The organism is Piscinibacter gummiphilus (assembly GCF_032681285.1).
Classification (GTDB): Bacteria; Pseudomonadota; Gammaproteobacteria; order Burkholderiales; family Burkholderiaceae_C; genus Rhizobacter; species Rhizobacter gummiphilus_A.
Genome location: NZ_CP136337.1, coordinates 178,847 through 200,976, shown reverse-complemented (window position 1 = coordinate 200,976; position 22,130 = coordinate 178,847). Strand labels below are relative to the sequence as shown.

Below are 22,130 nucleotides of genomic sequence, written 5' to 3'. Positions count from 1 at the left end.
CTGCGCCCAACGGTGCTCGGGCGGCAGACTACCCGATCATCGCGAACACGACAAGCGCAGATGGCCCCGCTAACACCTCCCGCCCATAGCCCCGCCGGTGATGCGGCCTACATCCCGCTGGCAGACTTTCATCATGGCTTCTCGGCGTGGACCAGTTGTTGATGCTTTGAGCGTGGATCTCCTTCGACCCATGCTTTTGAGCGTCGGGAAATTGCCGCTGTCGAACGAGTCGCAATACCTTTGCGAGGTGAAGGCGGACGGTTACCGCGGGCTGTGCCAGTTTGGTGATGGCGCCGTTGAGCTTCGGACCAAGACTGGGGCCAACTGCAATGCTTGGTTCCCGGAAATCCGCCGCGCTCTGCTGGATGTCTCCGGTGGCCCTCACGTCATCGATGGCGAGATCGTCGTTCAGCGCCCCGACGGCAGCAGCGATTTCAACGCCCTCCACGCCCGCGCGATGCGCCGCAAATGGTTGAAGGGAGATCCGCCGGTCGTCTTTGCCGCATTCGATGTGCTGGTGCTCGGGGGGCGCAATGTGATGGGACTCGGGCTCCTAGAACGCAAAGAGTTGTTGAGGGGACTTCTGACCCCTTCCCTGCCTTCCGTCCTCTATGTCGACTACGTCGAAGGCGCCGTCTCTGCTTTGTTTGCTTGGGCGAAGATCAAAGACCTAGAAGGGGTGGTAGCGAAGCGTCTCGGCTCGACCTATAGCCCGGGCACACGATCGCCGCACTGGCTCAAACTCAAGCACGCCACGACACTCGGCTTTAAGCGTGCCCCTCATCGCCCGACAGAGGATTTCTAGGTCAGCGAACAGTGAGCAGCTTCCTGCTAGCGTCGCAGTCGCCTGGGCCCGGCCGATACGCCGGCGCCTGGTTGATTGCACATTGCACTTCGTGAGCCTGCGCGGGAACGCCCACCCCATCCCGTAGGGGTTGTCCCGTCTCGCCATGGGCTTTACTCCCGGCTGCCCTTGAGCTCTCGTTCGACGGCTTCGGCACGATCGCCTGCTTTCTTCACAGCTTGCTTCAGAACGTCCTCAGGGACGCCGAACTTCTCCGTCCAGTAGCGCACTTCATGGGGCTGGTTCACGTTGATCCTTTGACGATCTTGGCCACCGCGCAGGTCCTTGTTGTCCGACATATCGGGCTCCTTCATTTGCTTGCTTTCACCCTACGCCGCCAGCCTTGGAGCTCGTGTCGGAGCCAGCCGAAAAACCGCGTAGGAGTCGACGAGTTGCGATAGCACCGGCAAATCCTCGCGGCGGGATGCTGTATAAATAGCCAGTATCGCCAAACCGCCATGCTTCCGCTCCAACTTTCCCGCCCTTTGATGCCAGCGGTGACCGTATTGGTCATCGACCAGACAGTGGCAGCTGGCTTTCCTTCGCCTGCAGAGGACCACGCACAGAAGCGAATAGACCTGAACGACGTCCTTCTCAAGAACCCCGTTTCATCTTTCTTGCTGCGGATCGCCGGCCCTTCAATGCGTGATGCCGGCATCGATGATGGTGACGCCGTCATCGTCGATCGCGCGCTCAACGCTAAGCACGGCGACATCGTCATTGCCATCGTTGAAGGTGAGTTCTGCGTGAAGAAGCTGTACCGCCGCTCCGGCCGCGTGAAGCTGCAAGCAGCCAACCCGACCTTTCCAGATATCGTGCCGCGCGAGGGCCAAACGCTAGAGGTGTGGGGTGTCGTCACCGCCTGCATCAAGCGCTTCGTCAAGTGATGTTGTACGCCCTCGCGGACATCAACAATTTTTATTGCGAGGCGGAGCGCGCATTCCGGCCGCAGTTGAACGGACGCCCGTTGGTCGTTTTAAGCTCGAACGACGGCAACGCCATCAGCCGCTCCGAGGAGGCTAAGGCACTGGGTATCAAGATGGGTGCGCCATGGCATGAAATCCGCCACCTTGTCGACAGCGCCGGTCTGGTCGCCCTGAGTTCGAACTTCACCCTATACGGTGAAATGAGCGACCGCGTCATGACCATCCTCGCCCACTACTCTCCCAGGGTAGAGGTGTACTCCATCGATGAGTGCTTCCTTGACCTCCAAGGCCTGCCCGGCCAGCCGCTGGACATCGGTAAGAGGATGCGTGAACAGGTCCTCCGCTGGGTCGGCCTACCGACGTGCGTTGGCATTGCCAATACCAAGACGCTGGCGAAGTTTGCAAATCACGTTGCAAAAACCGCCGAACGCAAGCCGGGGATCTATCCGCCACACTTTGCCCAGGTCTGTGACCTCGAGCACATGTCTACGGAGGATCGTGAAGACCTGTTTGCTCGCACCGCGATCGGGGAGGTGTGGGGCATTGGCCCTCGCATCGAGGCACAGCTCGTCGCCGGCGGGATCAAGTCAATCTCAGACCTTCTCCGGGTCGACATTGGGACGCTCCGTCGCCAGCACTCCGTGGTACTTGAGCGCACAGTCCGCGAGCTCATGGGAGTCTCTTGCATTCCTTTCGACGACGCGCCGGCGCCGCGTCAGCAAATCATGTGTTCCCGTTCGTTCGGCAAGACAGTCCAGGATTTCAATTCGCTGTTGCAAGCGATTTCTGAGTTTGCATCTCGCGCCGCCGAAAAGCTTCGCCAGCAGTCTTCGCTCGCGGCATCCGCGCAAGTGTTCATTCGCACCAGCCCGTTTTGCCAACATGATGCCCAGTACGGGCGAAGCGCTACCGTTCCTCTGCCCAGGCCAACCGCTGACACACGCCTCCTGCTTCAGGCGGCGGTGGCTGGCCTGCGCGCGATCTTTAAGCCAGGCTACAACTACGCCAAGGCTGGTGTGATGCTCATGGACCTTTCTTCTCAGGAACACTCTCAGGGGGAACTGGACCTTGAGGCAGACCTCATCACGGACAAGAGCCGCCTCATGTCCGCCGTTGATGCCGTGAATAGACGCTATGGGCGTGGCTCGCTCGTGCTGGCCAGCATGGGGCCGGGGGGGGAGCATGCGTGGCATGCGAAGCGCGAGCGATTGACCCCCTGCTATACGACACGATGGGAAGATATTCCCATCGCCAGAGCTTAGCTGCCCCGGTGCCCTTGCTCAGCGGCAGCCTCTCGACGAGCTCTGTGCGGGGCGCATCTTGCTTTGACGGCCGACGCCCCAAGACGCGGTTTGAAGCAGGGGGCGCCCGCCGGAGAGCCGCACGCCGGGCACTCCACTCTCTTCCAAGGTGGCATTCTCGCGCCAGACTTTGGCGCAGTGCCCTGCATCTCGGATGCAACGCTGCCCGGGCCAAGCCGATCGCCATCTTGGCCTTTGAACGCGATCCAGTTGCCTGGCGGGTCGCCCGAACCATCCCACCTCATCAGCGCATCCAGCGCTTCAGCGTCCGACTCGTAGCAAAACCTACCTGCGTAGCCTTCTGCGTCAATTCCGACCACGATCGCCCCAGTGAACAGCATCGACTTGGTCGCACAGATGCCGGCGCCCGAGACCTGTCGGGGATTTCCGTAACCGAGCGATCTGACCCATGCCAACGGGTCAGATCCAGACGGCTGGCCAACTTCTAGTCCAGGAAGGTCGAGTGTGAACCTGTCATCCGCGTGACGCATGCTCGAATGATCCCATCCCGGGAAGACCTTGCAACTTATCTAAGCATTGGGCGACCAGGGGCCATCGTTGATGCGGATGTCGACGTAGACGCCAACGTCCTTGTGACGTTGACCCGAACTGTCTTCGTAGATCCCACCTTGGGCATCAGTCCCGCGGAACACAAATTCTTCGGTGGTCCCGTCCTGGCGCTTCACCGTGACCTTGGCGCCGAGCGGGATGCTGATTCGGCGGATTTCTTTCTCCATGATCCTTCTCCATTAGCAGAAAGGCGCGAGCCTACCTCATTGTGCGAAGGGCTTGGCTGAGGCACAGCACAATTCGGTTCTGCTGGAGATCTCGCATGTACTACGTCGGCCCGCTCGATCTGCTAACCGCCTTTCACACTGCCCTGTCGCAGCCGGTCAGACCCCGAATCTGGTCCTTGCGCGAATGGGCAGAGCGCGCGGTGCGCGACGGTTGGTGCCTTTTGAGTGACCTCGGCGATGTGATGGAGCAGCAGGATCCTCGGATCTATCACCTAGAGCGTCACATGAAGGAAGCCTGCAAGGTGTTCGGCGTTCCGATTCGATCGACCCTCTTTCGTCCGAGCAGTCCGTACAGCCAGTCTTTGCTGTTCGACGGCTTGTCGGTAGTCGACGCCGCATGCCTGATGGTCACCTTTGAGCAGTTTGGCTTCACCGTCGACCCTTCGCCGCTAGTGCAGCTTCTCAGTCAACGCATCAGTGGCCAACAAAAGTTGTCGAGCGAGGAGTTCTCGCTCTTCTTTTATGACCGGCTGCGATTTCGCTCAATGGTCACATTGGCCACTGAGCAAGCTCCTTCAAACGCTGATGTTGAGGTGTTGCAGACGCGCACTGGCCATCGCCTTGAGTGGCGAAGCGACGGTGCCGCTCAAGCAAGCTTGATTGTCAAAGGCCCTCGCTACCGGCCTCGCCGACCTGGCACTGAGCTGACCTGCGATTACTGCGGCCTTTCGTACACACGGGGCGATATGGATTCGTCCCGTGAGCACCAGCGGTACCACTCACGCGTGCGGCGATGTTTCGATCCATCACCTTCAGCCCTCCTCGGGCGCTTGTTCGGCGAAGTGGGAGATCTCGCCTATCGCGTCGATCAACGATCCCCAAAGCCGTTGCACAAGGAGATGTACGAAAGAGCCGTAATGTTCAAGCGAGAAATGCAGTTCGACTTCATCCAGTGGGCCGCCCCTCCAGCCCGTGGGCCCATACAGGAAGACGCCATCGGCTGGTTGATCTGTTCCCCCGATGCACGTTCCACGATCCGCGGGGCTTGCGCCTTCAGAGAAAGGGAAGGCATCTGGACGATGGACTGGGCTTGGATTGCGCCCAACGCTCGTCGGCAAGGCTTGATGAGAGCTCTCTGGCCAACTCTCGTTCAAGCCATGGGCAACTTCCCCCTCGAAACGCCTCTCTCCGAAGCGATGCGAGAGTTCGTCTCGAAACACGGGACCCCAACCCAGCAGCAGCAAGTCAATGGTTCCAGCTCCATTACTGGAGGGAGTCATGCCTGACATCATTGAAGTCGCCCAGACCCATCGGCCAGGTGCTTGTATCGCCTATCACTAACTGGAGCGTGCCGGTGTTTGTTCTCAAGTTTCCCTTCCGCTTGCTTGCAACCCACGAGTTGACTCCTACCGATGAAGTTGCGCATGTGGACGATGGCATCTCACTGAAGGTCACGGGTGCCCACCCGTACTACATGCTCGAGTGCAGTGGGTTTGCTAGCGAGGAGCGAGCTGGTGAATGGCTTAAGGAACTTCGCATTGGTGTGGGCTACTTGGCCTTAGCTCACCACCTTGCCGTAGACGCTTCATTCGATCTCGGCCAAGTTCATATGTTCGACGAGCCTCGCGGCTTCAGCCTGATACCGAGTTCGTCGCTTGCTGATGCTTCTGCGGACGGCTCACAACCCTTTGTGCACCAAGAAGGCCTAAGAGTGCGAACTGTAGTCGCACATGGTTCGATTGAGATTAAGCAGGGTGCCAGCTTCGTGTTGCAAGCACTCTCGCAGTGGCGTGCCCTTCCTGCTCCCAGCTTGGCGCTTAATGAGCGCCGGCTACTGACGGCGCTGGACCTTTACGTTGCGTCGCTAGCTGAGGACAGTCCAAACGCCCGCTTTCTGCTTCTCATTTCTGCGATGGAAAGCATTTGCACCCCAGTGCCGCGTACCAAACGCGCGGCACTTCTGATGGAGAAGTGGTCGGGCGAGCTTGTCGAAGCTATTGACAAGGAAGAAGAAGATTCGGAGAAGGAAAGCATGCTCGCGATGCAGAGAGAGCTGTCTTTCCGTCGATGTAATTCGATTGCACGGCAACTGCGATCGTTAGTACGCGATGCCCTAGCCGGAGATGATGACGTGGCTTGGTGTGCTGACAGGCTTACTGAACTCTATGATCAACGAAGCCAGCTGCTTCATTCCGGAAGGTTCAAGCGAGAGGACCGACAACGTCTCAGCGACGCGCAGTCCATTGCCCAACGCATTCTTCGATCACGTGCGGGGTTTCGCTGAACTGCGCTCCTTTCCTCGCCACCGAAAAGGCGCTCGACCATTGGTGTAATGAAAGCTGATTCGGAGCGCTAAGAGCTTTAGTTCCCGGGACCGGCTGTCGTGCGCGCCGTCCATTCCGGTTGATTCAGTTCATTGCTGCATCGAGCTGCGTCTGACTGACGCGTTTACGAAATTCCCAAGGCGGAACTGGAACTGGCTCAGACCAAAGACCTCGACGTTCCTTTCTGGCCTCTTCTTCTGCCAGCCTGTACAACCGGTCTCTGTTGTATCGCAGATAGACCCAAGCCATGCCTCTCCGTACCTGCTCAAGATTCAGGTCGACACCTTCTCTCTTGATGAGGCATACCGACCTTCCGTAGCGATCGCGATCGATCACGTTGACCTCAACGACCTTTCGGAAGGCAAGATCAGAAAGGGACTGCTTTGAGACGCTTCCAAAGGCTTGGCGCTTCTCTGGCGCATCGATGCCTGCGAGCCGACAACGAGTTTGCTTTCGCTGCTGAGACAGCACCGTCAGCGTGTCGCCATCGGTGATCCCGACGACTTCCGCTGGGAACGCCCATGCCGACGGCTGCACAACGACCATCATCGCGATGATCAGACTCTTTCGCGCTGCGCTCAACTTTATTAGCTGTTCTCGTAAGGGGGACAAGATGCGGCGGCCGATTCAGGTGTGTCGCCGGCGTTGAATCGACCCCAGAACCACGTGTACCGATCAGTGGCCAGATCTGCATGCTTGCCCTGCTCTCTTAGGCAGTCGGTTGCATCGTCCAGCCACTCTCGGAACTTCGCTTCCTTGTCCGCGGCTCGGGCTTCTTCGGCAATACGTTCCTTCACTTCTTCCGCAATCGCCATGAACGCTGGGTCTGCCTCGCCCATCCGGTGGTATGTCGAAACCATCTCAGTGAATGCCGCGAAGTGTTCTCGGTCCAGGTTGGTCAGTTTCGACAAACCGACTCGGTTGTCGTTCCCGTTCCACATCGCCATCACCACGACACGCAGCCAATCAGCGGTCCCGTAATGTCCCAACACCTTTGCCCTGTGCTTTTTGAACGGAGAGTCGTTGCTCTGCTTCGCATCACTTTGCACCGCGATAGCGAAGCTGCAGAGCCATTCGTCTGCAGCACGGCCGGCCGCGGTGACAACGCCATCGGCGAGCTGACTTTCGAACCGCGTTTTGAACTCGTCGATCGAGTGGCATCCCATCGATTCGAGCTCCGCCTTGCTAACTTCGACCTTGATGTGCATGTTCTCTCCCAGATCCTTGGTGTCACAAAAGTAGTGATCGCTTCTAGAAGCTTCGTCCTTCGTGTGGATGCGTGGCGTAACGCCAGAACCCCATCCCGTTCAGAACGATCGCAACAACGAATAGCGCTGCCCTTGCCCACCAGGGCACTGGGAGTGCTATGAACGCGCCGCAGACGGCAGCCCCTCCGAACAGTTTCGTTTGTGTGTTCACTTCTTCTTCTCCTTTGGTGAAAAGTTAGAGGCCTGGTAGGTTCTCGATCGCGTATCGAACCAACTCTGCGTTTGAAGCAACTCCGAGCTTCCTCTTGATAGTTCGCCTATGGCTCTCTACGGTCCTCACGCCCAGCCCAAGTGACGTTGCGATCGCTCTACTAGGGCGCCCGCTCGCCACGTGCCGCGCGATCTCGACCTCTCTGCACGACAACTCGATGTGAGATGCGTCCTTCCGCATCTGTGCTTTCTCTGGAAAGTGCCTTCGACCGGCTGTGATCGCCTTCAGTGCCTCGAGCAGTTGGTCTGGGCTGCAGTTCTTCGATAGGCACCCACTAGCCCCGGCCGATTTCACAGTCGAGAGCACCGACGTGTTGGCTTGCCAGCTGAAAACCAAAGTGCGTGCTGGAGTCAGAGAACTGATTGCCGCACGTAGGGACTGCTTTCCAAGCTCCGCTCGACCGATCTCGGCTATCACGACATCCACACCTTGAGACCGCTCATGAGCCTCGTCAAAGCAAGCTGCTTCATCCGCAACCTCGAAAGCGGTACCCGCGAGGCACCATTTGACGCCGTCTCTCGCCAGTCGATGACTGTCCACCAAAAGAACTCGAGCGCTTCCCATGCTGCTTGTTCTCTCCTTAGATCCCAGTCGTCCGCAGGTTCTCACCCCTTGACCCTTCAGCCGCCTGGTTAACCATCCGTCCCATTCTGCAGTTTATCGAGATGCGCTCGATTACTGAGTTCGGTGAGGGCAGTGGATGTCTCCGTTCCCAGCGGGCAAGTCACTAAATGTGCCTGTTCGCGAATCGAGGATCCCAGTCGCGCAGGCCCTCCACAGCACTGTGTCTACTGTGGCGATCCGAAGGCCTGTCTCTTTGGAAAGGCGCTCGCACAAGTTCTGCACCGTACACCCTTCTCGATCAGCCAACCTTTGAAGGTGCACATCCGGCTTTGCCACATCAAGCCCGCAGTTCTTTGCCAGGTGGTACTTGGTGATGTCACCCACGAATGGGAGTGCTCCCAGGAAAGCCAGTTGTTCCTCACGGGCAGTAGCTAGGAATCTGCCGAACAGATTAGACCGCGCTGACCACACATGGTCTATTGCCGCTGCTTTGCCCTTATGCCCGAAGACGGTCGAAACCGAATCGCCTGTCGAAATCGCAACCATGCAGCGCTCGAAGATCCTTGTAGCTACTGTGTGCTTCATGCCACTGTTGCAGATGACGAAGATCGCCTCTTTAGCGAATTGCTCTGCGGTGCTTGGAAGCCCGACGTTCTCGCACCAGGCGATGTCCTCTTGAGCTGTCTTGCCAAGCCCGTCAACCACGATCCAAAAGTCTGTCGGTGAAATCGGCATGTGGAACCTCTCTATTGAGTCAGTTCCGACTTTGTCCGTCTCACCTTTGGCATGGGTAGCAAAAATGCCGCCTTATGGCGCGTGTCATGGCGCGCTGCCGTGATGCGCTACCCTGTTCGTCCCTTACGTTCTTACATAGATACGAAAATGACAAAACTGAGCGTTGCACTTGCGGCTTTGAAGTCAGAGATCCGAAGGCTCGCCAAGTCCGAAGCGAAGTCGCTCGTCGCTCCGCTTCAAAAGACTGTTGCGTCTCTTAAGTCCGAGGTCGCCGTCCTTAAGAAGCAGGCGAAACTCCGCGGAGCTTCCACGAGACCCGACCGGCTTACTGAACCACAGGTCGCCGACGCGGGTGAGAGTTTCGAGTTCAACGCGAAGCGGTTCAAGGCGAATCGGAAGCGTCTTAAGCTCAGCGCTGCCGACTGCGGCCTCATGCTCGACACCACCGGGGCCACCGTCTACAACTGGGAGAACAAGGGCATGCTGCCGCGGGCCTCGGGCACCCTACAGCGAGTTCGAGCCCTCCAACAAATCGCGTCGCCGGCGGAAGCACGGGCGATCGTGGATGAGATCAAGCGACTTCGGGGCGCTTCTTGAAGCGGGCCTGGCATTGCTTGGAGTGGTCTCCAGGGCCCCGCTTAACCCATTGCCTCACCTGAGCATTTCAGCGGCACGGCGCTAGTGCGCGCTGCCGGCTGTAAATTGCCCGCATGTGCAATCGCTATACGCCTTCTGACCGTGAAGATCCACACTTCAAGACGTGGCTCTCTCTCAATCCCACCAACTATCCGCCGACACCCTGGCGCAAGATTGGTCCTTGGCAAACGGGACCCTTCTTTGCGAACGCTCCTGATCGACGCGTCGATTGGAAGGTGGGCCAGTGGGGCTTGATCAGACCAGGCAACCCACGTCGATGGGACTACGTGGGCAAGAAAGAAGAAACCGAAGCGCTGCTTGCGGCAGGTAAAGAGCCGAAGCGGCGCAGCACAAACAACGCACGCAATGAAAGCATGCGGAAGTCGCCGGTGTTTGGCCCGGCATGGAGATCCGGAAGGCGCTGCATCATTCCTGCGGCGAGCTTCGACGAGCCGTGCTGGGAAACGGGCAAGAATGTGTGGTGGGAATTCTCGCGAGCAGATGGCAAGCCGTGGGGCGTGGCCGGACTATGGAACGAGTGGACCGACCCGAGTAGTGGTGAGATCACTCCCAACTTCGTCATGGTTACCCTGTGTGCGGATGACCACTCGTTGATGTCGCGCATGCACAGGCCAGAGTACGAGCCCGATGGCAAAACGCTGAAGCCTGAGCAAGACAAGCGCAGTATTCTGGTCCTAGAGCCTTCGGATTGGTCGACCTGGCTCTTCGGGTCAGAGGACGAGGCCCTGGCCTTGTTGAAACTGCCACCAGCCGACACGTTCGATGCCGGTCCAGTTGGCAGTCGGCCACCAAAGCAAATGTCGATGGAGTTGTGAGCATGGATCAGCCAATCAATCACCAGGAATGGGCGGCTCGCTTCGCCTCCCACATCATCAACGAGCTGCGCGACCCAATTGGTCCTGAAGACGCTTGGGATTGGGCATACGACGTTTTTCCGGAGAACGCTTCACTCCGTCCCGAGGACGTGGCACAACGCGAATGGCTTGCGTCCGTCAAAGGCTATGAGCGTGAACTTCAGGCACTGCGGGATGAGCAACGTGCGGAGGCCCTCCAGAAGCGGATGTTCTGATGGAGTCCCAAAGGAAACGTCTCTTCATCGGCCTGATGGCCGATACGGGCGTGCAACGGGCGCTGCTTCGACATCAGCTCTGCTGGAGTTGGCCGGCAGGCGCGCGGTTGACGCCGGCAGCCAAGATGCACCTCACGTTGCAGTTCTTGGGCCTCGTCGACGAAGACGAGGTGGAGAAGCTCAAGCACGCAGTTGCAGCTATTCGCTTTCAACCATTCGACCTCGTGCTGTGTCGGAACGGCACGTTCGCCGACAACATCGCATGGGTAGCGCCTGAGCGGTCACCGTCCCTTGTCGACCTTCACCAAATGGTCACAAGCGCGACGCGAGAAGTTGGCATCTTGGCCAACGAAGAATGGACCCCACACGTCACGCTGGCCAGGCGATCTGCCGGCGCTTTACTGCCCGCTGTGAATCCGGCCATCACCTGGATGGTGAGAGAGGTTGGCCTGGTGCTGTCTGAGCGTGGCACGTACCGGCAGATCTTGTCGTCGCCAGCAGCCGCGCCTGTTCATTGACGCCCGCCTGCTATGCCAGGCTTTCTTCGTGAGATGGCTGCTGTGCTGCTCGAGGCGCTCCAACTCTGCGCGTCTGATAACGCCAGCCGTCTGCTGAGACTTGTAGTTCCTTCTCGAGCTCGCTGAGGATCGCATCGACCGCTTGGCGCGTGCCGACCACGTGATAGCTTCCGCTCACCTGCGGAATGAAACCAAGGTCGGTGCGCCCGCACTTGACGAAGGCGGCGAAGACGGCTTGCAAGGGCACCATGTGGCTCTCGTGCCAAGCCTCGACCCAATCCGAGTCCAGTGCGCTCTTGCGATTGCAAACGGTTCCGACACTCATCATCAAGCTCCCTACTTTTTCGCCCCGATGAACGAATGGGGCTTGCTTGAATGAAGTGTGTCGTCGTGAACGTGCTGTGTATATCGATCCAAAGGTTGATTTTGAATGGCGCAGCAACGTTTGCTAACGATTTAGAGTGACGTCAAGTTTTCGACGCCACTCCGTCAAGCGTTGCTTGCTTGCGCGCTTCGCTTGGTAATCAGCTCCAGAACCTTTGGCGACGGAGTCAGTTCAACGAACTCTCTCACGTTCAACTTTCTGCGTGCCGACAACCTGTGCGTCTTGATGGTTGCCATGCCGATGTTCAGCTTGTCGCACACCTGCTGGTTGGACATACCCTTCATCAGCAGTTGCACCACTTCGAGCTCTCGGTCTGAAAGCTTTGCCCATCGCGCCATTTCGGCGCGCAGCACACGCGTCGTCTCCATGGCAGCCACACTTTTCCGGTGCGCCTTTCGGATCAGGTCGACCAGCTGATCAGTGTTGGGTGGCTTCTCCAAAAAGTAGTGCGCACCGGCCTGAACCATCTCAACGGCCATTGCCACGTCTCCATGTCCCGTCAGCGGGATCACCGGCAGCATGTCGATGAGGTGTCGCTGTTTGAGCCTGTCGAAGAGTTCGCGGCCGTTGGTGCCTGGCATGTTGATGTCCAGCACAAGGCACCGACCGATCCCATCGTTCGGAATGCGGTCCTCTGCCAGTCCTTCTATGGCGAGCACGTGCTCAAAGGCTTCGGCCGAAGCGGACGGCAGGACGCGGAACCCGCTGCTGTGCAGCAGCAGACCGAGACTTCGCAGTACGTTCGGGTCGTCGTCGACGAGAAACACAATGTCCGTCATGAGCTCGACACGTCCTCCAGAGAGTGGGCCAAAAATTGCCGCGGTAGTGTGAAGCAGAACGTCGCGCCTCTGATCCTGCGAGCGGCCCCTGGGTGAGGGGTGTCTTCGCGGTTCCTGCAGCTGATCGACCCCCTATGTGCGTGGATCACGGATCTGCTCAGGCTCAGTCCCAGCCCAAGGCCCTCACTGAGGATCTTGTGGAAGGACTTGAAGTCGGGCTCGGCGAGCCGCTTGGCGAGCTGCTCGCTCACGCCTGGTCCGGTATCAGTGACTGTCACGCGGATGAACCGTTCGTCCGCCTTCACTGCGGATATGCGTATCGTGCGTAGCTTCTCTGGACGGTTGTTTTGCATCGCCTGCAATCCATTGCGCACCAGGTTCACGATGACCTGTTCGATCATCACGCGCGTGCATTCGACGATCAGCGGTTCTCCAGCGTCGCTCTCGATCAACCGCGCTCCATAGTCCTTGGCCATCCCTTCCAAGATTGGCCGGATGCCGTCGATCAGATCGTGCACGTCGACGATCTCTCTCTTTGCAGAGTTCCTGCTGACGAAGTCGCGGACGCTTTTCACAACGGTGGCGCTGCGCCTTGCCTCGTCTGCTACGTTGTCTAAGAGCTGCTTGACGTCTGCGCTCAGCGTGTCACCGCCCAGGTTCTGTGCGGTTTTTGCATATGCAAGGATTGATGTGAGTGGTTGGTTGAGCTCATGACCTATCAGCGATGCGAGCTCGCCCACCGACGCCAACCTTGCGACTCTCGCCAGTTCTTCCTGATGCAGTCTTGTTGCCTGATCGGTCTGCTGCATTCGACGTGCCTCCCTGATCAGGAGTGCCACAGTGGTGAGGAACGTCAGACCGAAGGCGATGAACAGACCCGACACGAAATTGAGTTGAAGCAGCGCAGGGGCGCCACGCGCACTTTCGACGCGAAGCCGCATCGATAGACCTGGCACAGCGATCACTCTTTCCGATCGAAGGGTCTGTCTGCCGTGCGTCGCACCCGCTCTTGCCAGACGCGTGTTGGTTCCTTCGACCAGGGAAGCCTCGAAGATTCGCGTCGACTCATGCTCCATTGCGCTTTCGAGCAGCTGCGTGAGCCCTATGGTGGCGACAGTGAATCCGAACGTCTTCCCGTCCAGTTGCTGCGCGGCACAGACATCCAAAACCTCTTCGCCTCGACCGCTCCCCACTGGCACGAAATAGGTCTTGGAGTACACCGGCACTCCCGGCCCTGCTGCGGACTTGCATGCGTTTCGCGCCTCAGCCTCAGCTTCAAACCGCTTCACCATCACGAACAGCGGAGGGAAGTATTGGCTGTCTTTCGCTTCTACTAGGTCGCCAATCTCATTACGCCTTTCAAGGCGCAGCGTCGACTTTGATTCCCGCAGCAGTTCGCCAGCCGTTTCGCGCCAGACGACTTGGTCCTTGCCGGTCCAAGCCACTGCGCTCACGTCCTGCAGGCTCTTGCTCAGTGCCTTGTGAATGGCACCGCTAATTTGAACTGCCGCTTCTTCGACGCGTTGCTGCTCCTCGGAGACCTGGTGGCTTTGCAGAAGCCAGACCGACAGGAATCCAAACATCACGATGAGAACCGCGGCGAATATCCAAAGAGCGGTCCAGTAGCGCCCACCCTTCCGATTCGTGATCGTCGTCACCGCGTAGACGGCTGCCCGCCAGGGCTGCCGCGCAATTGAAGGCAGCAACCTGAGGTCGGTGCTGAGTGGCTTGATCGAGGAGGCGCTGTCCATCTGGCCCTCCTAGTCGGCGAAACCGTTTGCGGACTTGATGATGGCCGACCACTTGTCGGTTTCCGACTTGACCAGCCTCCGGTGACCCTCGGGCGTCATTCGCTCATCCGTCACGACAGTGGCACCGTCTGCACGCTGACGTTCGACGTACGCTGGGTCTTTCAACGCTTGGCGCATTGCGTTGTTCAACACCTGCAGCACGATGTGTGGGGTGCCCTTCGGCGCATAGAGGCCCTGCCACACCGAGAACGAGATCCCCTTCAGTCCAGCCTCTTCCATTGTTGGGATGGCGGCCATCACTGGTGGCGATTCGAACCGCGTCTTTCTGGTGGTGGCGATTGCCTTGACTCTGCCTGCAACGATCTGCGGGCTCGCTGTGCTCGACTGATCGCAAAGCAGGTCGACGTAGCCTCCGACAACGTCGCTCATGGCAGGTGATGTCCCCTTGTAAGGCACGGCCGTGATCTGAGTGTCGACCTGGGACTGAATCAGCAGACCGCACATGTGCGAAGCCGACCCCGTACCGGCGTTGGCGATCGTGACGTTCCCCTTTCGCGCCTTGATCCATCGCACGAGCTCGGGCCAGGTCGACGGCTCGAGATTCAGCCGGCCTATCAAGATCATTGGCAACTCCGATGTGACGCCGAGGTATTCGAAATCGTCCAAGGTATCCGACGACTTTCGATAGAGCGCGTAGGCAGTGGACATGCCGATGTGTGAGAACAGCAGTGTGTAGCCGTCCGGGGCCGCTTGAAGAACCTTGTTCGCGCCGACCGTCCCGCTCGCACCCGCGACGTTTTCAACCACGACTGACGTCTCAAGCACCTTTCGCAGCGCCGCCGCAAGGTCCCGTGCTGTCTTGTCAGCCGGGCCACCTGAGCTGTAGGGAACGACGATCTTGATCGGGCGCCCGGCTTCGGGGAACGCAGCACGCGCACTTGCGCAAGCCGCAGCTCCAAGCAGCAGCGCGAGCGCCATCCGTCCGAGGTTCAAACGCCTCATTTCCTCCGTCCCTCTTTCCTTCAGCGGCGGAAACGTCCGCCCTTCCCGTTCTCGTCGACACCCACGATGATCGAGGTGTCGGTGTAGCGGATGCCGCTGTGGTCCTTCTTCGTGAACACCACCTGCTGGTCCAGCAGACCCACGTCAAACGGTCGGCCGCTCTCCAGAGCTTCGATGATCCTCGCAGACGTGCATTTTGGCGCGCATCCGCGCAGCGCTCCGACCAGCACTTCGGCGGCGATCGCTCCCTCCAGCATCGATGGGCTCGACCCTTGACCTTTCCCGGACTTCGCCAGCAGCCCCGAGACCTTGCGAACGATCGGGAACTGGAATGCACGCTCACTCGGGAAGGCTTGCGAAACGATCACGTAGTTGGCGTCCACCCCCAGGTTCTTGATGAAGCCATCGGAGGCGTTCGTGCTGAGGGTCGCCATGTAGGCCTTGTTGCCTGCAGAGCGCAGCTTGCGGATCATCCCCGTGGCGATCCGATTGGGCGCCACGATGATCACGGAAGGCATCTCGCCTTCAATTGGCGTGGAGGCCAGCTTGACCGCCTCGTCCACGTTCTCCGTCTTTCGGTCATAGGACACCACGAATGCGGGGGTGATTCCGGCAGCACTGAATCCCTTTTTGAGTCCGGCAAGAGCGTCTTCTCCGAACGTATCCCCCGTGTACACGACGCCGACCCTGTTCTTGACGTTCATCGAAGCCAGTAGCTCGACAGCCTTCTGCGCTTCCAGCTGGTACGTCGGTCGGACGTTGAACACCTCACGGATAACTGGTTGGTGGAGTGACATGGCACCAGTCGACGGCGCGATCAAGGGAACGCCTGTCTTGGCGAGCAACGGCAACAGGATCTCCGTGTTGGGAGTGCCACGCGTCAGGAACAGCGCTACCGCCTTCTCCTTCTCGATCAGGCGCGTGGCGTTCGACAGGGTCTTCTCGGGCAACAGCTCGTCGTCGATCGTGACCAGGCGGATCTTTTCGCCATTGACTCCACCCTCCGCATTCACTGCGTCGATGATGAGTCGCGCGCCGAGCGTCATGTCCTGAACGCTTGACGATGCTGCACCTGTCAGGCCAGCGGTCTGGCCGATGACGATCTCTGCGTGGGCAACGGCTGCGAGGCCTAGGAACGCCGCGATGCCAACGAGGAAGGAAGAAAGCTTCATCTGGTCCCTTTCACAATAGAAGTGGAAAAACGCTTATGTACATGAATTCATGCACATAAGACCAGAAGTGTACGCATGAATTCATGCGCACAAGGTCGCGCCGAAGTTGGCAGCGGGTGGCTTCAGCCCTGTCGGACCCCTCATGGGGGGCGTGCCGGTGGGAAAATTCGCCGGATGAGCGAACCGTCGGCCGAGAAATTAAAAACCAGAAGAGTGAGCGTCTTGCTCAGCCAAAAGGCTGAGAACCACTTGGTCAAGCGGGTTCGCGTTTACGGCGACATCACACGCCTCGTGCTCGAGGCCATCGCAGCGACCAACCTCACAACGCTCACGTTGGAGCGGCGTCGAAAGACGCGTGGCCCAGACAAGCCAGAGTACGTCCCACGGCAAGTTGTCATGCCTCAGGACGTGCATGACGCTCTGCGCAAGGCGGTCAAGTCACGCAAGACCTCGCTCAATGCGCTGGTCTCTTCAGCAATCGTTCATCACTTCGACACGAAGACCGACAAGACCTAGCCGTCGTTCTTCTCTGTGAAATCTCGACGTTAGCGAATTGCAATTTCAGCCCTTTGGCTGATTTGAAGTGCACTTTTGTTCCCGTAATCTGGCCGCTCCAAAAAGACAGGCGCCGGATTCGCGCTGGATGCGTTCGGCACCGCACCAGGAACCATGAAAAAGCCCTACGTCACCGTCCCATCGGTTGTCACGTTCCTGCGCGCACTCGCTGTATCTGCCGCGCTCCTCATCGCCAATGCGCCATCTGCCATGGCCGGGCCCGCACCGATCACCCTCGTTGTTCCCTTCGCCCCAGGTGGCCCGACCGATCGCATCGCTCACGCCTTTGCGGATGCGGTTGCACGACAGCAACCGGAGCAGGTGATCCGGATCGAAAACGTAGGGGGCCAGGGCGGTACCCTTGGGGCGGCGAGGGTTGCTCGATCTCCGGCCGACGGCTCAGTCCTCTTGTTGCAGAACATCGCGATGAGCGCTGCGCCTGCGCTTTACAAGGACCTTCCCTACGACACGCTGGAGGACTTCGTCCACATCGGCATGCTCCAAGAGGTGCCGATGACACTGATCGGACGCAACGGCCTACCTGCCACCGCTGCCGGTCTCAAGCGACTGCTCAACGACCCTTCCGCGCGCCGGCCCGTCATCGCTCACGCCGGCACCGGGTCAGCGTCCCACCTTTGTGGTCTGTTGTTCCAGCGCGCTTGGAACGTCGCGCTGGATCAGAAGACCTACAAGGGCAATGCCCCGGCTACTGCAGATCTGTTGAGCGGCAACGTCGATCTTCTCTGCGATGCAACGACTAGCGCGGGCATCCAGGTCAACGCAAGGTCAGTGCATGCGTACGCGGTGACATCGGCGGCTCGTCTTCTTCAGGAGCCCTGGCGGTCCGTCCCTACCGCTCGTGAAGTAGGGCTCAAGGACGCGGAGATCTCAGTTTGGTTTGCACTGGCCGCACCGAAGGGAACGGCCGAGGAAGATGTTGCCCGTCTCAACGCGCTCCTCAGGCGCGTCGTCGAGGACCCTGCATTCGTCCGCGAGCAAGAGGCTCTCGGGGCGATCGTCACTCGCGACGCTCGGCTCACGCCCGCAATTCACAAGCGGTTCGTGGCGTCCCAGATCCAACATTGGACAGAGACGCTCCGCGCCCCAAACTGACCCGCCTCCTTGTCGACCATCGAGGGCGTGGCCGCTCGTATGTGTCGTTATGCCTGCGATCCGATAGCCCCGAGGCTTTCGGTTGCTCTTGGTGGTGCTTGATGAGGCCGCCTTGGAAATGCGCCTTCTAAGTCAGGGCGCGCACTACTCCTGTTCAACCACAGCAAGCATCAACAACATGAGATTCAAATCCATCCTCAACCGCCTCGTGGCGGCTACTTCCTTGTTTGCCGTCGGCTGTCTGGCCACACACCAGGCGCAGGCTGCACCTTCCTACGTTCCACGACAGATCACACTTGTCGTTCCGTTTGCCGCCGGCGGACCCACTGACAAGATTGCCCGAGCCTTCATCGACACCGCGCAGCGTATCGATCCAGGTCTCACCTTCACGATCGCCAATGTCGGTGGGTCTGGAGGCACCCTCGGCGCGGCCCAGGTCGCCAGTGGGCCCGCTGACGGTTCCGTGCTTCTCCTTCACAACATTGCCTTTGCGGTCGCACCGTCGTTGTACCAAGGCCTGCCCTACGACACGCTCAAGAGCTTTTCGTATCTCGGGCTCCTGGAAGAGGTGCCCATGACCCTCATTGCGCGTTCCACCTTGCCCTCGACGTTTACCGGCCTGCAGCAATGGCTCCGGGACAATCAGTCCGCTGCCACGATTGCTCATGCTGGTGCTGGATCCGCATCTCACCTCTGTGGTCTGCTGTTTCAACGTGCCATCAACCAGACCATCAGCGAGCGCGTCTACACCGGCAATGCACCGGCGGTCGTCGACGTGAGCGCGGGGCGGGTCGACATGGTCTGTGACGCTGCCAACGCCTCGGCAACTTACCTGCCTACCAATACGCAGGTCCGTGCATACGGCGTCACAGCTCAGGACCGTGTGAACATCCCTGCGCTGAGCAATATCCCAACATTTTCCGAGTTGGGCCTCAACGAGATGGAGATCACCGTCTGGTTTGGTTTGTCCGCTCCTAAGAGGACTCCGGCCCGCGTCCAGGAGTACTTGAATGACCTGGTGCGTTCCGTCGCGAGTGACCCCCAGTTCATTCAGGCGCAGGAGTCCACTGGCGCTGTAGTGGTCAAGGACAAGCGACTCAAGCCCCGCAAGCACAAGCGCTTCGTGGCAGGCGAGATCGACTACTGGGCAGACGTGTTGATCGCCCCGTGAAGTTAAAAAGGGCCCCTCAAGGGGCCCTTCCTTATTGAGCAGCCTGCTTCTGCAGTACCACCACGGCTTTCGCCATTCGGTCTGCCGGTGATGGCCGGCCTTCGGTACCGCGCCCCGTTGCTATTGCGACTGTGATGGCCTGCTTCTCGACACCTGCGGCGACAAGGTAGTCGTGGAGCACTGCGGCTCTCCTGGTTGCGAGGGGCCGGCCGAGCTGAGTGTCAGCCTCCGCTGCATCCGCACTTCCCAGAACGAACACCGATTTGACGACGCCACCACCGGCGTTCAGTTGATCAATGAACGTTCGCAGTGCATGCAGACCCTCGTCTGTCGGGTAACTCTCCCCTACCCCGAAGAATATTGCGATGTCCGCGCTATGACTCTCGCCGAAGGCTCCCGCTTTGAGCTGACCCTTGTTGAGCGCCGACAAAGGCTTTGGGGGAGGAAGACCGTTCAACTTTGACACCGCAAGAATTGCGAGGTCGGGGAAGTCTCGGCACGAATCAGCCACCCGTCTCAATGTGCCGGGCGTTTTTGCCAGCTCCACCGCATCGCGGGTGCAAAGAGACCGTCCTGTCAACGCCTCAACTGCGCTCGGTGAGGGAGCAGCAGAAACATCTAACTGGAGATGAAGTGCGACCGTCACCGAAGTTACGGCGATGCCTAGCAACTTCGCCCCTCTCCAACTGGATCTGCTGACGGCAGCGGCCAGGTTTGTCCCTGGCATCATGATTCTGACCATGTGCCCTCGACTCTTTTTGGAGGCCTTGCGAGGTGGTGCGCTCCCGTCAGGCCGTCTCAACGACCTGCGGGTGCTACCGAGGGTGCAGATTCGCCGAGGTGTCGGCTACCGACCCGTTGAATTCCCACAACTAATGTCAATCAGCTCGACCACAGAACCTCGATCTAGCGTCTAAAAGTTCCGTCGTCACCGATGATGCTCAAATCTGCGTAGTCCAAGCCAGTGTGATCTGTCGGGCTGTAGTTGATCTCGAGTCCGCCAATGTCGACGTGACTCATGCCCTCAAGAGCCTTCTTCAGACTCGCGCGATTCACCTCTTTGCTGTCCTTCGCTGCTTTGCGCAAGGCCGCCACGAGTACCTTCGCCCCAGCGAACCCTTCGACCATGGCCGGCGTCACCGTCTTGGCCTTGGCCGCCTGCGCAAGTCGCACGAGCTCGGCAATCATTGGCGCCGCCAACTTTCGTTCCCCAGGAAAAACCTGAGAGACGATCGTCCCGGGCCCGAACTCGCCGAGCTTGTCCACGAAGCCGGCCGCCGCATTGTTTGAGAGTGTCGCAACGCGCGTCAGAGACCCAGCTGCACGAATAGCCTTGATGCCCGCGATTACCGAGTCCTGCGAGCCGACAATCAGCACGCCCAGCGGTTTCGTGGCTTTCACACGCTCCGCGGCGGCGGTGTAGTCAGGCTTGGTCCGGCTGATTTTTTCTGTGAACGCCGGCGCCTTGGCAGCTTCCTTGAACACCTTCAATGCGCCCTGTGCGGCGTCTTCGCCGAACGAGTCGTCCACGAACATGATGCCCACCCGTTCGAGCCCGCCCATCCCGAGATGGCGGATGACGTGCTCTGCCTCCCGCTGATAGGTGGCCCGAACGTTGAAGATGTACGGATGCACCGGCTTGTGGAGTGCCATCGCGCCCGTCGACGGCGCGACGAGCGGGATCTTCCCTTCCATCAGCAGCGGCATCAGGGCCTGTGCATGCGGCGTTCCACGATTGAGGAAGAGCGCAACTACCTTGGGGTCGGCAATCAACGCTTTTGCGTTCTCGACCGCCAATGGAACCTGGAACTTGTCGTCTTTCGAACGCAGCTCGATCTGTTGCCCCGCAATCCCGCCTTCCGCGTTCACTGCGTCGATGTAGAGCTTTGCCCCAAGCTGAATTTCGTTCACAGAAGCCGCGACGCTGCCGGTGTACCCGGACGTCTGGCCAATTACGATTTGCGCACTGGCGGCACCGACTGCCGACAGCATGAATGCTGCGCACCAACGAGCTATGGTTTTCAAACGTGCACCTCTATTGTTGTCCGCACTTCGTGCGGAGATTTAAGGTTGCGAGCTAGCACGCTTCGCTAGTGATTCTGTTCGTCAGCTGTGAACTCGTTGTGCTTGTTCCACCCGACGTTGAATCATCCTCGCCTTGCCATTGTTGACCGTCTGATCTTCGGTCCTCATTCGGATACGAACCAGGTGCCTCTCATGGTCAGAGAAGGCTGTGCGCGCGTGAAGAGCAAGGTGGTTGTCGACAAGAACCATCGAGTCCTCTGCCATGAAGAACTCCGCTTGATTCGGAGTCTTCTTGATCAGCTTCTCGAGCTGGTCGATCGCCCACCGCGCCTCACTGTCGTGCAGCTCAGGCACGCACTGGAAGCCCTTCTCCAGCATGTCGAGCCGGTACCTCATGAAGACGTCAGAAGAGAAGATCGGCGCCAGTGTCACATCGGCAAGGCCTGGATCAAGTGACGACGCGAAAGCGGACGGCACCCGAAATGGGAACGTCTTGCTGGTCAGCGCCTCCAGGAGTCGCGGGTGGTTCTGCTTCAGATCTTCCCGCAAGGCCCGAGCGTCGAGGATGCTCGAGTGGCCCCCGTTGCAGCGCGCCGGCTGGATGCAGTAAAGGGCAAACAGCCGCTCTGGCACCGGGAAATACTGCGTGTCCGTGTGGTACGCAGCCTCGTGATCGGTCTCTGAGAAGGTGGTGATGTACTGGCTCTCGCGAGCCCTTGCCTTCACGTCCCATATCACCTGCTTCGAGTCGGTTGGCGTTGGGTTGCCGAGGCACAGGCAAGCTGCGTACGCAAGGATCGCGCGTTCGCTTGGAGAGAAGTCTTTGATACCCACGCTCGACAGGTACACCGCGACGTGTTGTTTGAGCGCCTGGCCGATGCTGTCACTGAATTCCTTCATGCCGGGCACGTTGTCCAGCAGGAATCGCCTTATCGACCTCCAGTCCTGATCGCCAAGCGGCCGAATCTCTTCGTGGCGCTCTGGGTTGGAGTGGAGTCTGGAGATGATCTTGAGTATTAGGTC

The 22,130-nt window shown here is 59.2% G+C and carries 25 protein-coding genes; 12 read left to right on the top strand and 13 right to left on the bottom strand.

The genetic code is table 11. The features are described 5' to 3' along the window. Positions 1-190 precede the first annotated feature (190 nt). A complete protein-coding gene (locus tag RXV79_RS27590; RefSeq protein WP_316704385.1) occupies positions 191-805 on the top strand; it encodes an ATP-dependent DNA ligase in 615 nt (204 codons plus the stop codon). 152 nt (positions 806-957) lie between these two features. Here the strand turns inward: RXV79_RS27590 and RXV79_RS27585 are convergent, their stop codons facing one another. Continuing rightward, the gene (locus tag RXV79_RS27585) at positions 958-1,143 is read right to left on the bottom strand and encodes a DUF3606 domain-containing protein (RefSeq protein WP_316704383.1); all 186 of its coding nucleotides are present in this window, start codon (positions 1,141-1,143) and stop codon (positions 958-960) included. 159 nt (positions 1,144-1,302) lie between these two features. Here RXV79_RS27585 and RXV79_RS27580 point away from each other — a divergent pair, with 159 nt between their 5' ends. Both RXV79_RS27580 and RXV79_RS27575 read left to right on the top strand, forming a co-directional pair. After that, positions 1,303-1,731, top strand: coding sequence for a LexA family protein (locus RXV79_RS27580; RefSeq protein WP_316704382.1), 429 nt, complete (start codon positions 1,303-1,305; stop codon positions 1,729-1,731). Next, positions 1,731-3,032: a Y-family DNA polymerase gene (locus tag RXV79_RS27575; RefSeq protein ID WP_316704381.1), complete on the top strand. Its 1,302-nt coding sequence runs from the start codon at positions 1,731-1,733 to the stop codon at positions 3,030-3,032. Before RXV79_RS27580 ends, RXV79_RS27575 begins: the two co-directional genes overlap by 1 nt. Before the next feature lie 569 nt (positions 3,033-3,601). On the opposite strand, the gene RXV79_RS27570 is transcribed toward RXV79_RS27575, so the two are convergent. Beyond that, positions 3,602-3,808, bottom strand: a complete 207-nt coding sequence (locus tag RXV79_RS27570; protein WP_316704380.1) for a hypothetical protein — start codon at positions 3,806-3,808, stop codon at positions 3,602-3,604. A 95-nt stretch (positions 3,809-3,903) separates the two neighbouring features. Here RXV79_RS27570 and RXV79_RS27565 point away from each other — a divergent pair, with 95 nt between their 5' ends. Further along, complete coding sequence (locus RXV79_RS27565; protein WP_316704378.1) at positions 3,904-5,094, top strand: hypothetical protein; 1,191 nt, start codon at positions 3,904-3,906, stop codon at positions 5,092-5,094. 68 nt (positions 5,095-5,162) lie between these two features. Then, positions 5,163-6,092 (top strand): HEPN domain-containing protein, encoded by a 930-nt coding sequence (locus tag RXV79_RS27560; RefSeq protein ID WP_316704377.1) that lies wholly within the window; start codon positions 5,163-5,165, stop codon positions 6,090-6,092. Positions 6,093-6,216: 124 nt separating this feature from the next. On the opposite strand, the gene RXV79_RS27555 is transcribed toward RXV79_RS27560, so the two are convergent. The 3 genes from RXV79_RS27555 to RXV79_RS28220 all read right to left on the bottom strand — a co-directional run bounded on the left by RXV79_RS27555 (position 6,217) and on the right by RXV79_RS28220 (position 7,791). Then, positions 6,217-6,681: a thermonuclease family protein gene (locus RXV79_RS27555; protein WP_316704375.1), complete on the bottom strand. Its 465-nt coding sequence runs from the start codon at positions 6,679-6,681 to the stop codon at positions 6,217-6,219. A gap of 38 nt (positions 6,682-6,719) precedes the next feature. Beyond that, entirely contained in the window at positions 6,720-7,340 is a 621-nt protein-coding gene (locus tag RXV79_RS27550) for a hypothetical protein (protein ID WP_316704374.1), read from the bottom strand. Positions 7,341-7,575: 235 nt separating this feature from the next. Beyond that, positions 7,576-7,791, bottom strand: coding sequence for a response regulator transcription factor (locus tag RXV79_RS28220; RefSeq protein WP_413816720.1), 216 nt, complete (start codon positions 7,789-7,791; stop codon positions 7,576-7,578). Positions 7,792-9,057: 1,266 nt separating this feature from the next. Between RXV79_RS28220 and RXV79_RS27545 the strand changes: the two genes are divergently transcribed. The 4 genes from RXV79_RS27545 (at position 9,058) to thpR (ending at position 11,154) form a co-directional block, all read left to right on the top strand. Next, positions 9,058-9,507 carry a helix-turn-helix domain-containing protein gene (locus RXV79_RS27545; RefSeq protein WP_316704372.1) on the top strand — a complete coding sequence of 150 codons (450 nt, stop codon included), beginning with the start codon at positions 9,058-9,060 and terminating at the stop codon, positions 9,505-9,507. Positions 9,508-9,620: 113 nt separating this feature from the next. Further along, positions 9,621-10,382, top strand: a complete 762-nt coding sequence (locus RXV79_RS27540) for an SOS response-associated peptidase family protein (RefSeq protein WP_316704370.1) — start codon at positions 9,621-9,623, stop codon at positions 10,380-10,382. Positions 10,383-10,384: 2 nt separating this feature from the next. Continuing rightward, on the top strand, positions 10,385-10,636 hold the full coding sequence (locus RXV79_RS27535) for a hypothetical protein (protein WP_316704369.1): 252 nt from the start codon (positions 10,385-10,387) through the stop codon (positions 10,634-10,636). After that, entirely contained in the window at positions 10,636-11,154 is a 519-nt protein-coding gene (thpR, locus tag RXV79_RS27530; RefSeq protein ID WP_316704367.1) for an RNA 2',3'-cyclic phosphodiesterase, read from the top strand. Before RXV79_RS27535 ends, thpR begins: the two co-directional genes overlap by 1 nt. A 10-nt stretch (positions 11,155-11,164) precedes the next feature. Here thpR and RXV79_RS27525 read toward each other — a convergent pair whose 3' ends face one another. The 5 genes from RXV79_RS27525 to RXV79_RS27505 all read right to left on the bottom strand — a co-directional run bounded on the left by RXV79_RS27525 (position 11,165) and on the right by RXV79_RS27505 (position 16,243). Beyond that, entirely contained in the window at positions 11,165-11,404 is a 240-nt protein-coding gene (locus RXV79_RS27525; protein ID WP_316704366.1) for a hypothetical protein, read from the bottom strand. A gap of 239 nt (positions 11,405-11,643) precedes the next feature. Next, on the bottom strand, positions 11,644-12,318 hold the full coding sequence (locus tag RXV79_RS27520; protein ID WP_316704365.1) for a response regulator transcription factor: 675 nt from the start codon (positions 12,316-12,318) through the stop codon (positions 11,644-11,646). Further along, positions 12,315-14,069: a sensor histidine kinase gene (locus RXV79_RS27515; protein WP_316704364.1), complete on the bottom strand. Its 1,755-nt coding sequence runs from the start codon at positions 14,067-14,069 to the stop codon at positions 12,315-12,317. The genes RXV79_RS27520 and RXV79_RS27515 overlap by 4 nt, the downstream gene beginning before the upstream one ends. Positions 14,070-14,078: 9 nt before the next feature. Further along, a complete protein-coding gene (locus RXV79_RS27510) occupies positions 14,079-15,047 on the bottom strand; it encodes a tripartite tricarboxylate transporter substrate-binding protein (protein WP_316704363.1) in 969 nt (322 codons plus the stop codon). Between the two features lie 44 nt (positions 15,048-15,091). After that, positions 15,092-16,243: an ABC transporter substrate-binding protein gene (locus RXV79_RS27505; protein WP_316704361.1), complete on the bottom strand. Its 1,152-nt coding sequence runs from the start codon at positions 16,241-16,243 to the stop codon at positions 15,092-15,094. Positions 16,244-16,417: 174 nt separating this feature from the next. On the opposite strand from RXV79_RS27505, the gene RXV79_RS27500 reads away from it, so the two are divergent. The 3 genes from RXV79_RS27500 (at position 16,418) to RXV79_RS27490 (ending at position 19,082) form a co-directional block, all read left to right on the top strand. After that, on the top strand, positions 16,418-16,759 hold the full coding sequence (locus tag RXV79_RS27500) for a hypothetical protein (RefSeq protein ID WP_316704359.1): 342 nt from the start codon (positions 16,418-16,420) through the stop codon (positions 16,757-16,759). Between the two features lie 153 nt (positions 16,760-16,912). After that, a complete protein-coding gene (locus RXV79_RS27495) occupies positions 16,913-17,911 on the top strand; it encodes a tripartite tricarboxylate transporter substrate-binding protein (RefSeq protein ID WP_316704357.1) in 999 nt (332 codons plus the stop codon). Between the two features lie 178 nt (positions 17,912-18,089). After that, positions 18,090-19,082, top strand: coding sequence for a tripartite tricarboxylate transporter substrate-binding protein (locus tag RXV79_RS27490; protein ID WP_316704356.1), 993 nt, complete (start codon positions 18,090-18,092; stop codon positions 19,080-19,082). Positions 19,083-19,113: 31 nt separating this feature from the next. On the opposite strand, the gene RXV79_RS27485 is transcribed toward RXV79_RS27490, so the two are convergent. The 3 genes from RXV79_RS27485 to RXV79_RS27475 form a co-directional block, all read right to left on the bottom strand. After that, positions 19,114-19,824, bottom strand: coding sequence for an OmpA family protein (locus RXV79_RS27485; RefSeq protein ID WP_316704355.1), 711 nt, complete (start codon positions 19,822-19,824; stop codon positions 19,114-19,116). A gap of 164 nt (positions 19,825-19,988) precedes the next feature. After that, on the bottom strand, positions 19,989-21,074 hold the full coding sequence (locus RXV79_RS27480; RefSeq protein ID WP_316704354.1) for an ABC transporter substrate-binding protein: 1,086 nt from the start codon (positions 21,072-21,074) through the stop codon (positions 19,989-19,991). 114 nt (positions 21,075-21,188) lie between these two features. Then, positions 21,189-22,007, bottom strand: a complete 819-nt coding sequence (locus RXV79_RS27475) for a TauD/TfdA family dioxygenase (protein WP_316704353.1) — start codon at positions 22,005-22,007, stop codon at positions 21,189-21,191. Positions 22,008-22,130: the final 123 nt, after the last annotated feature.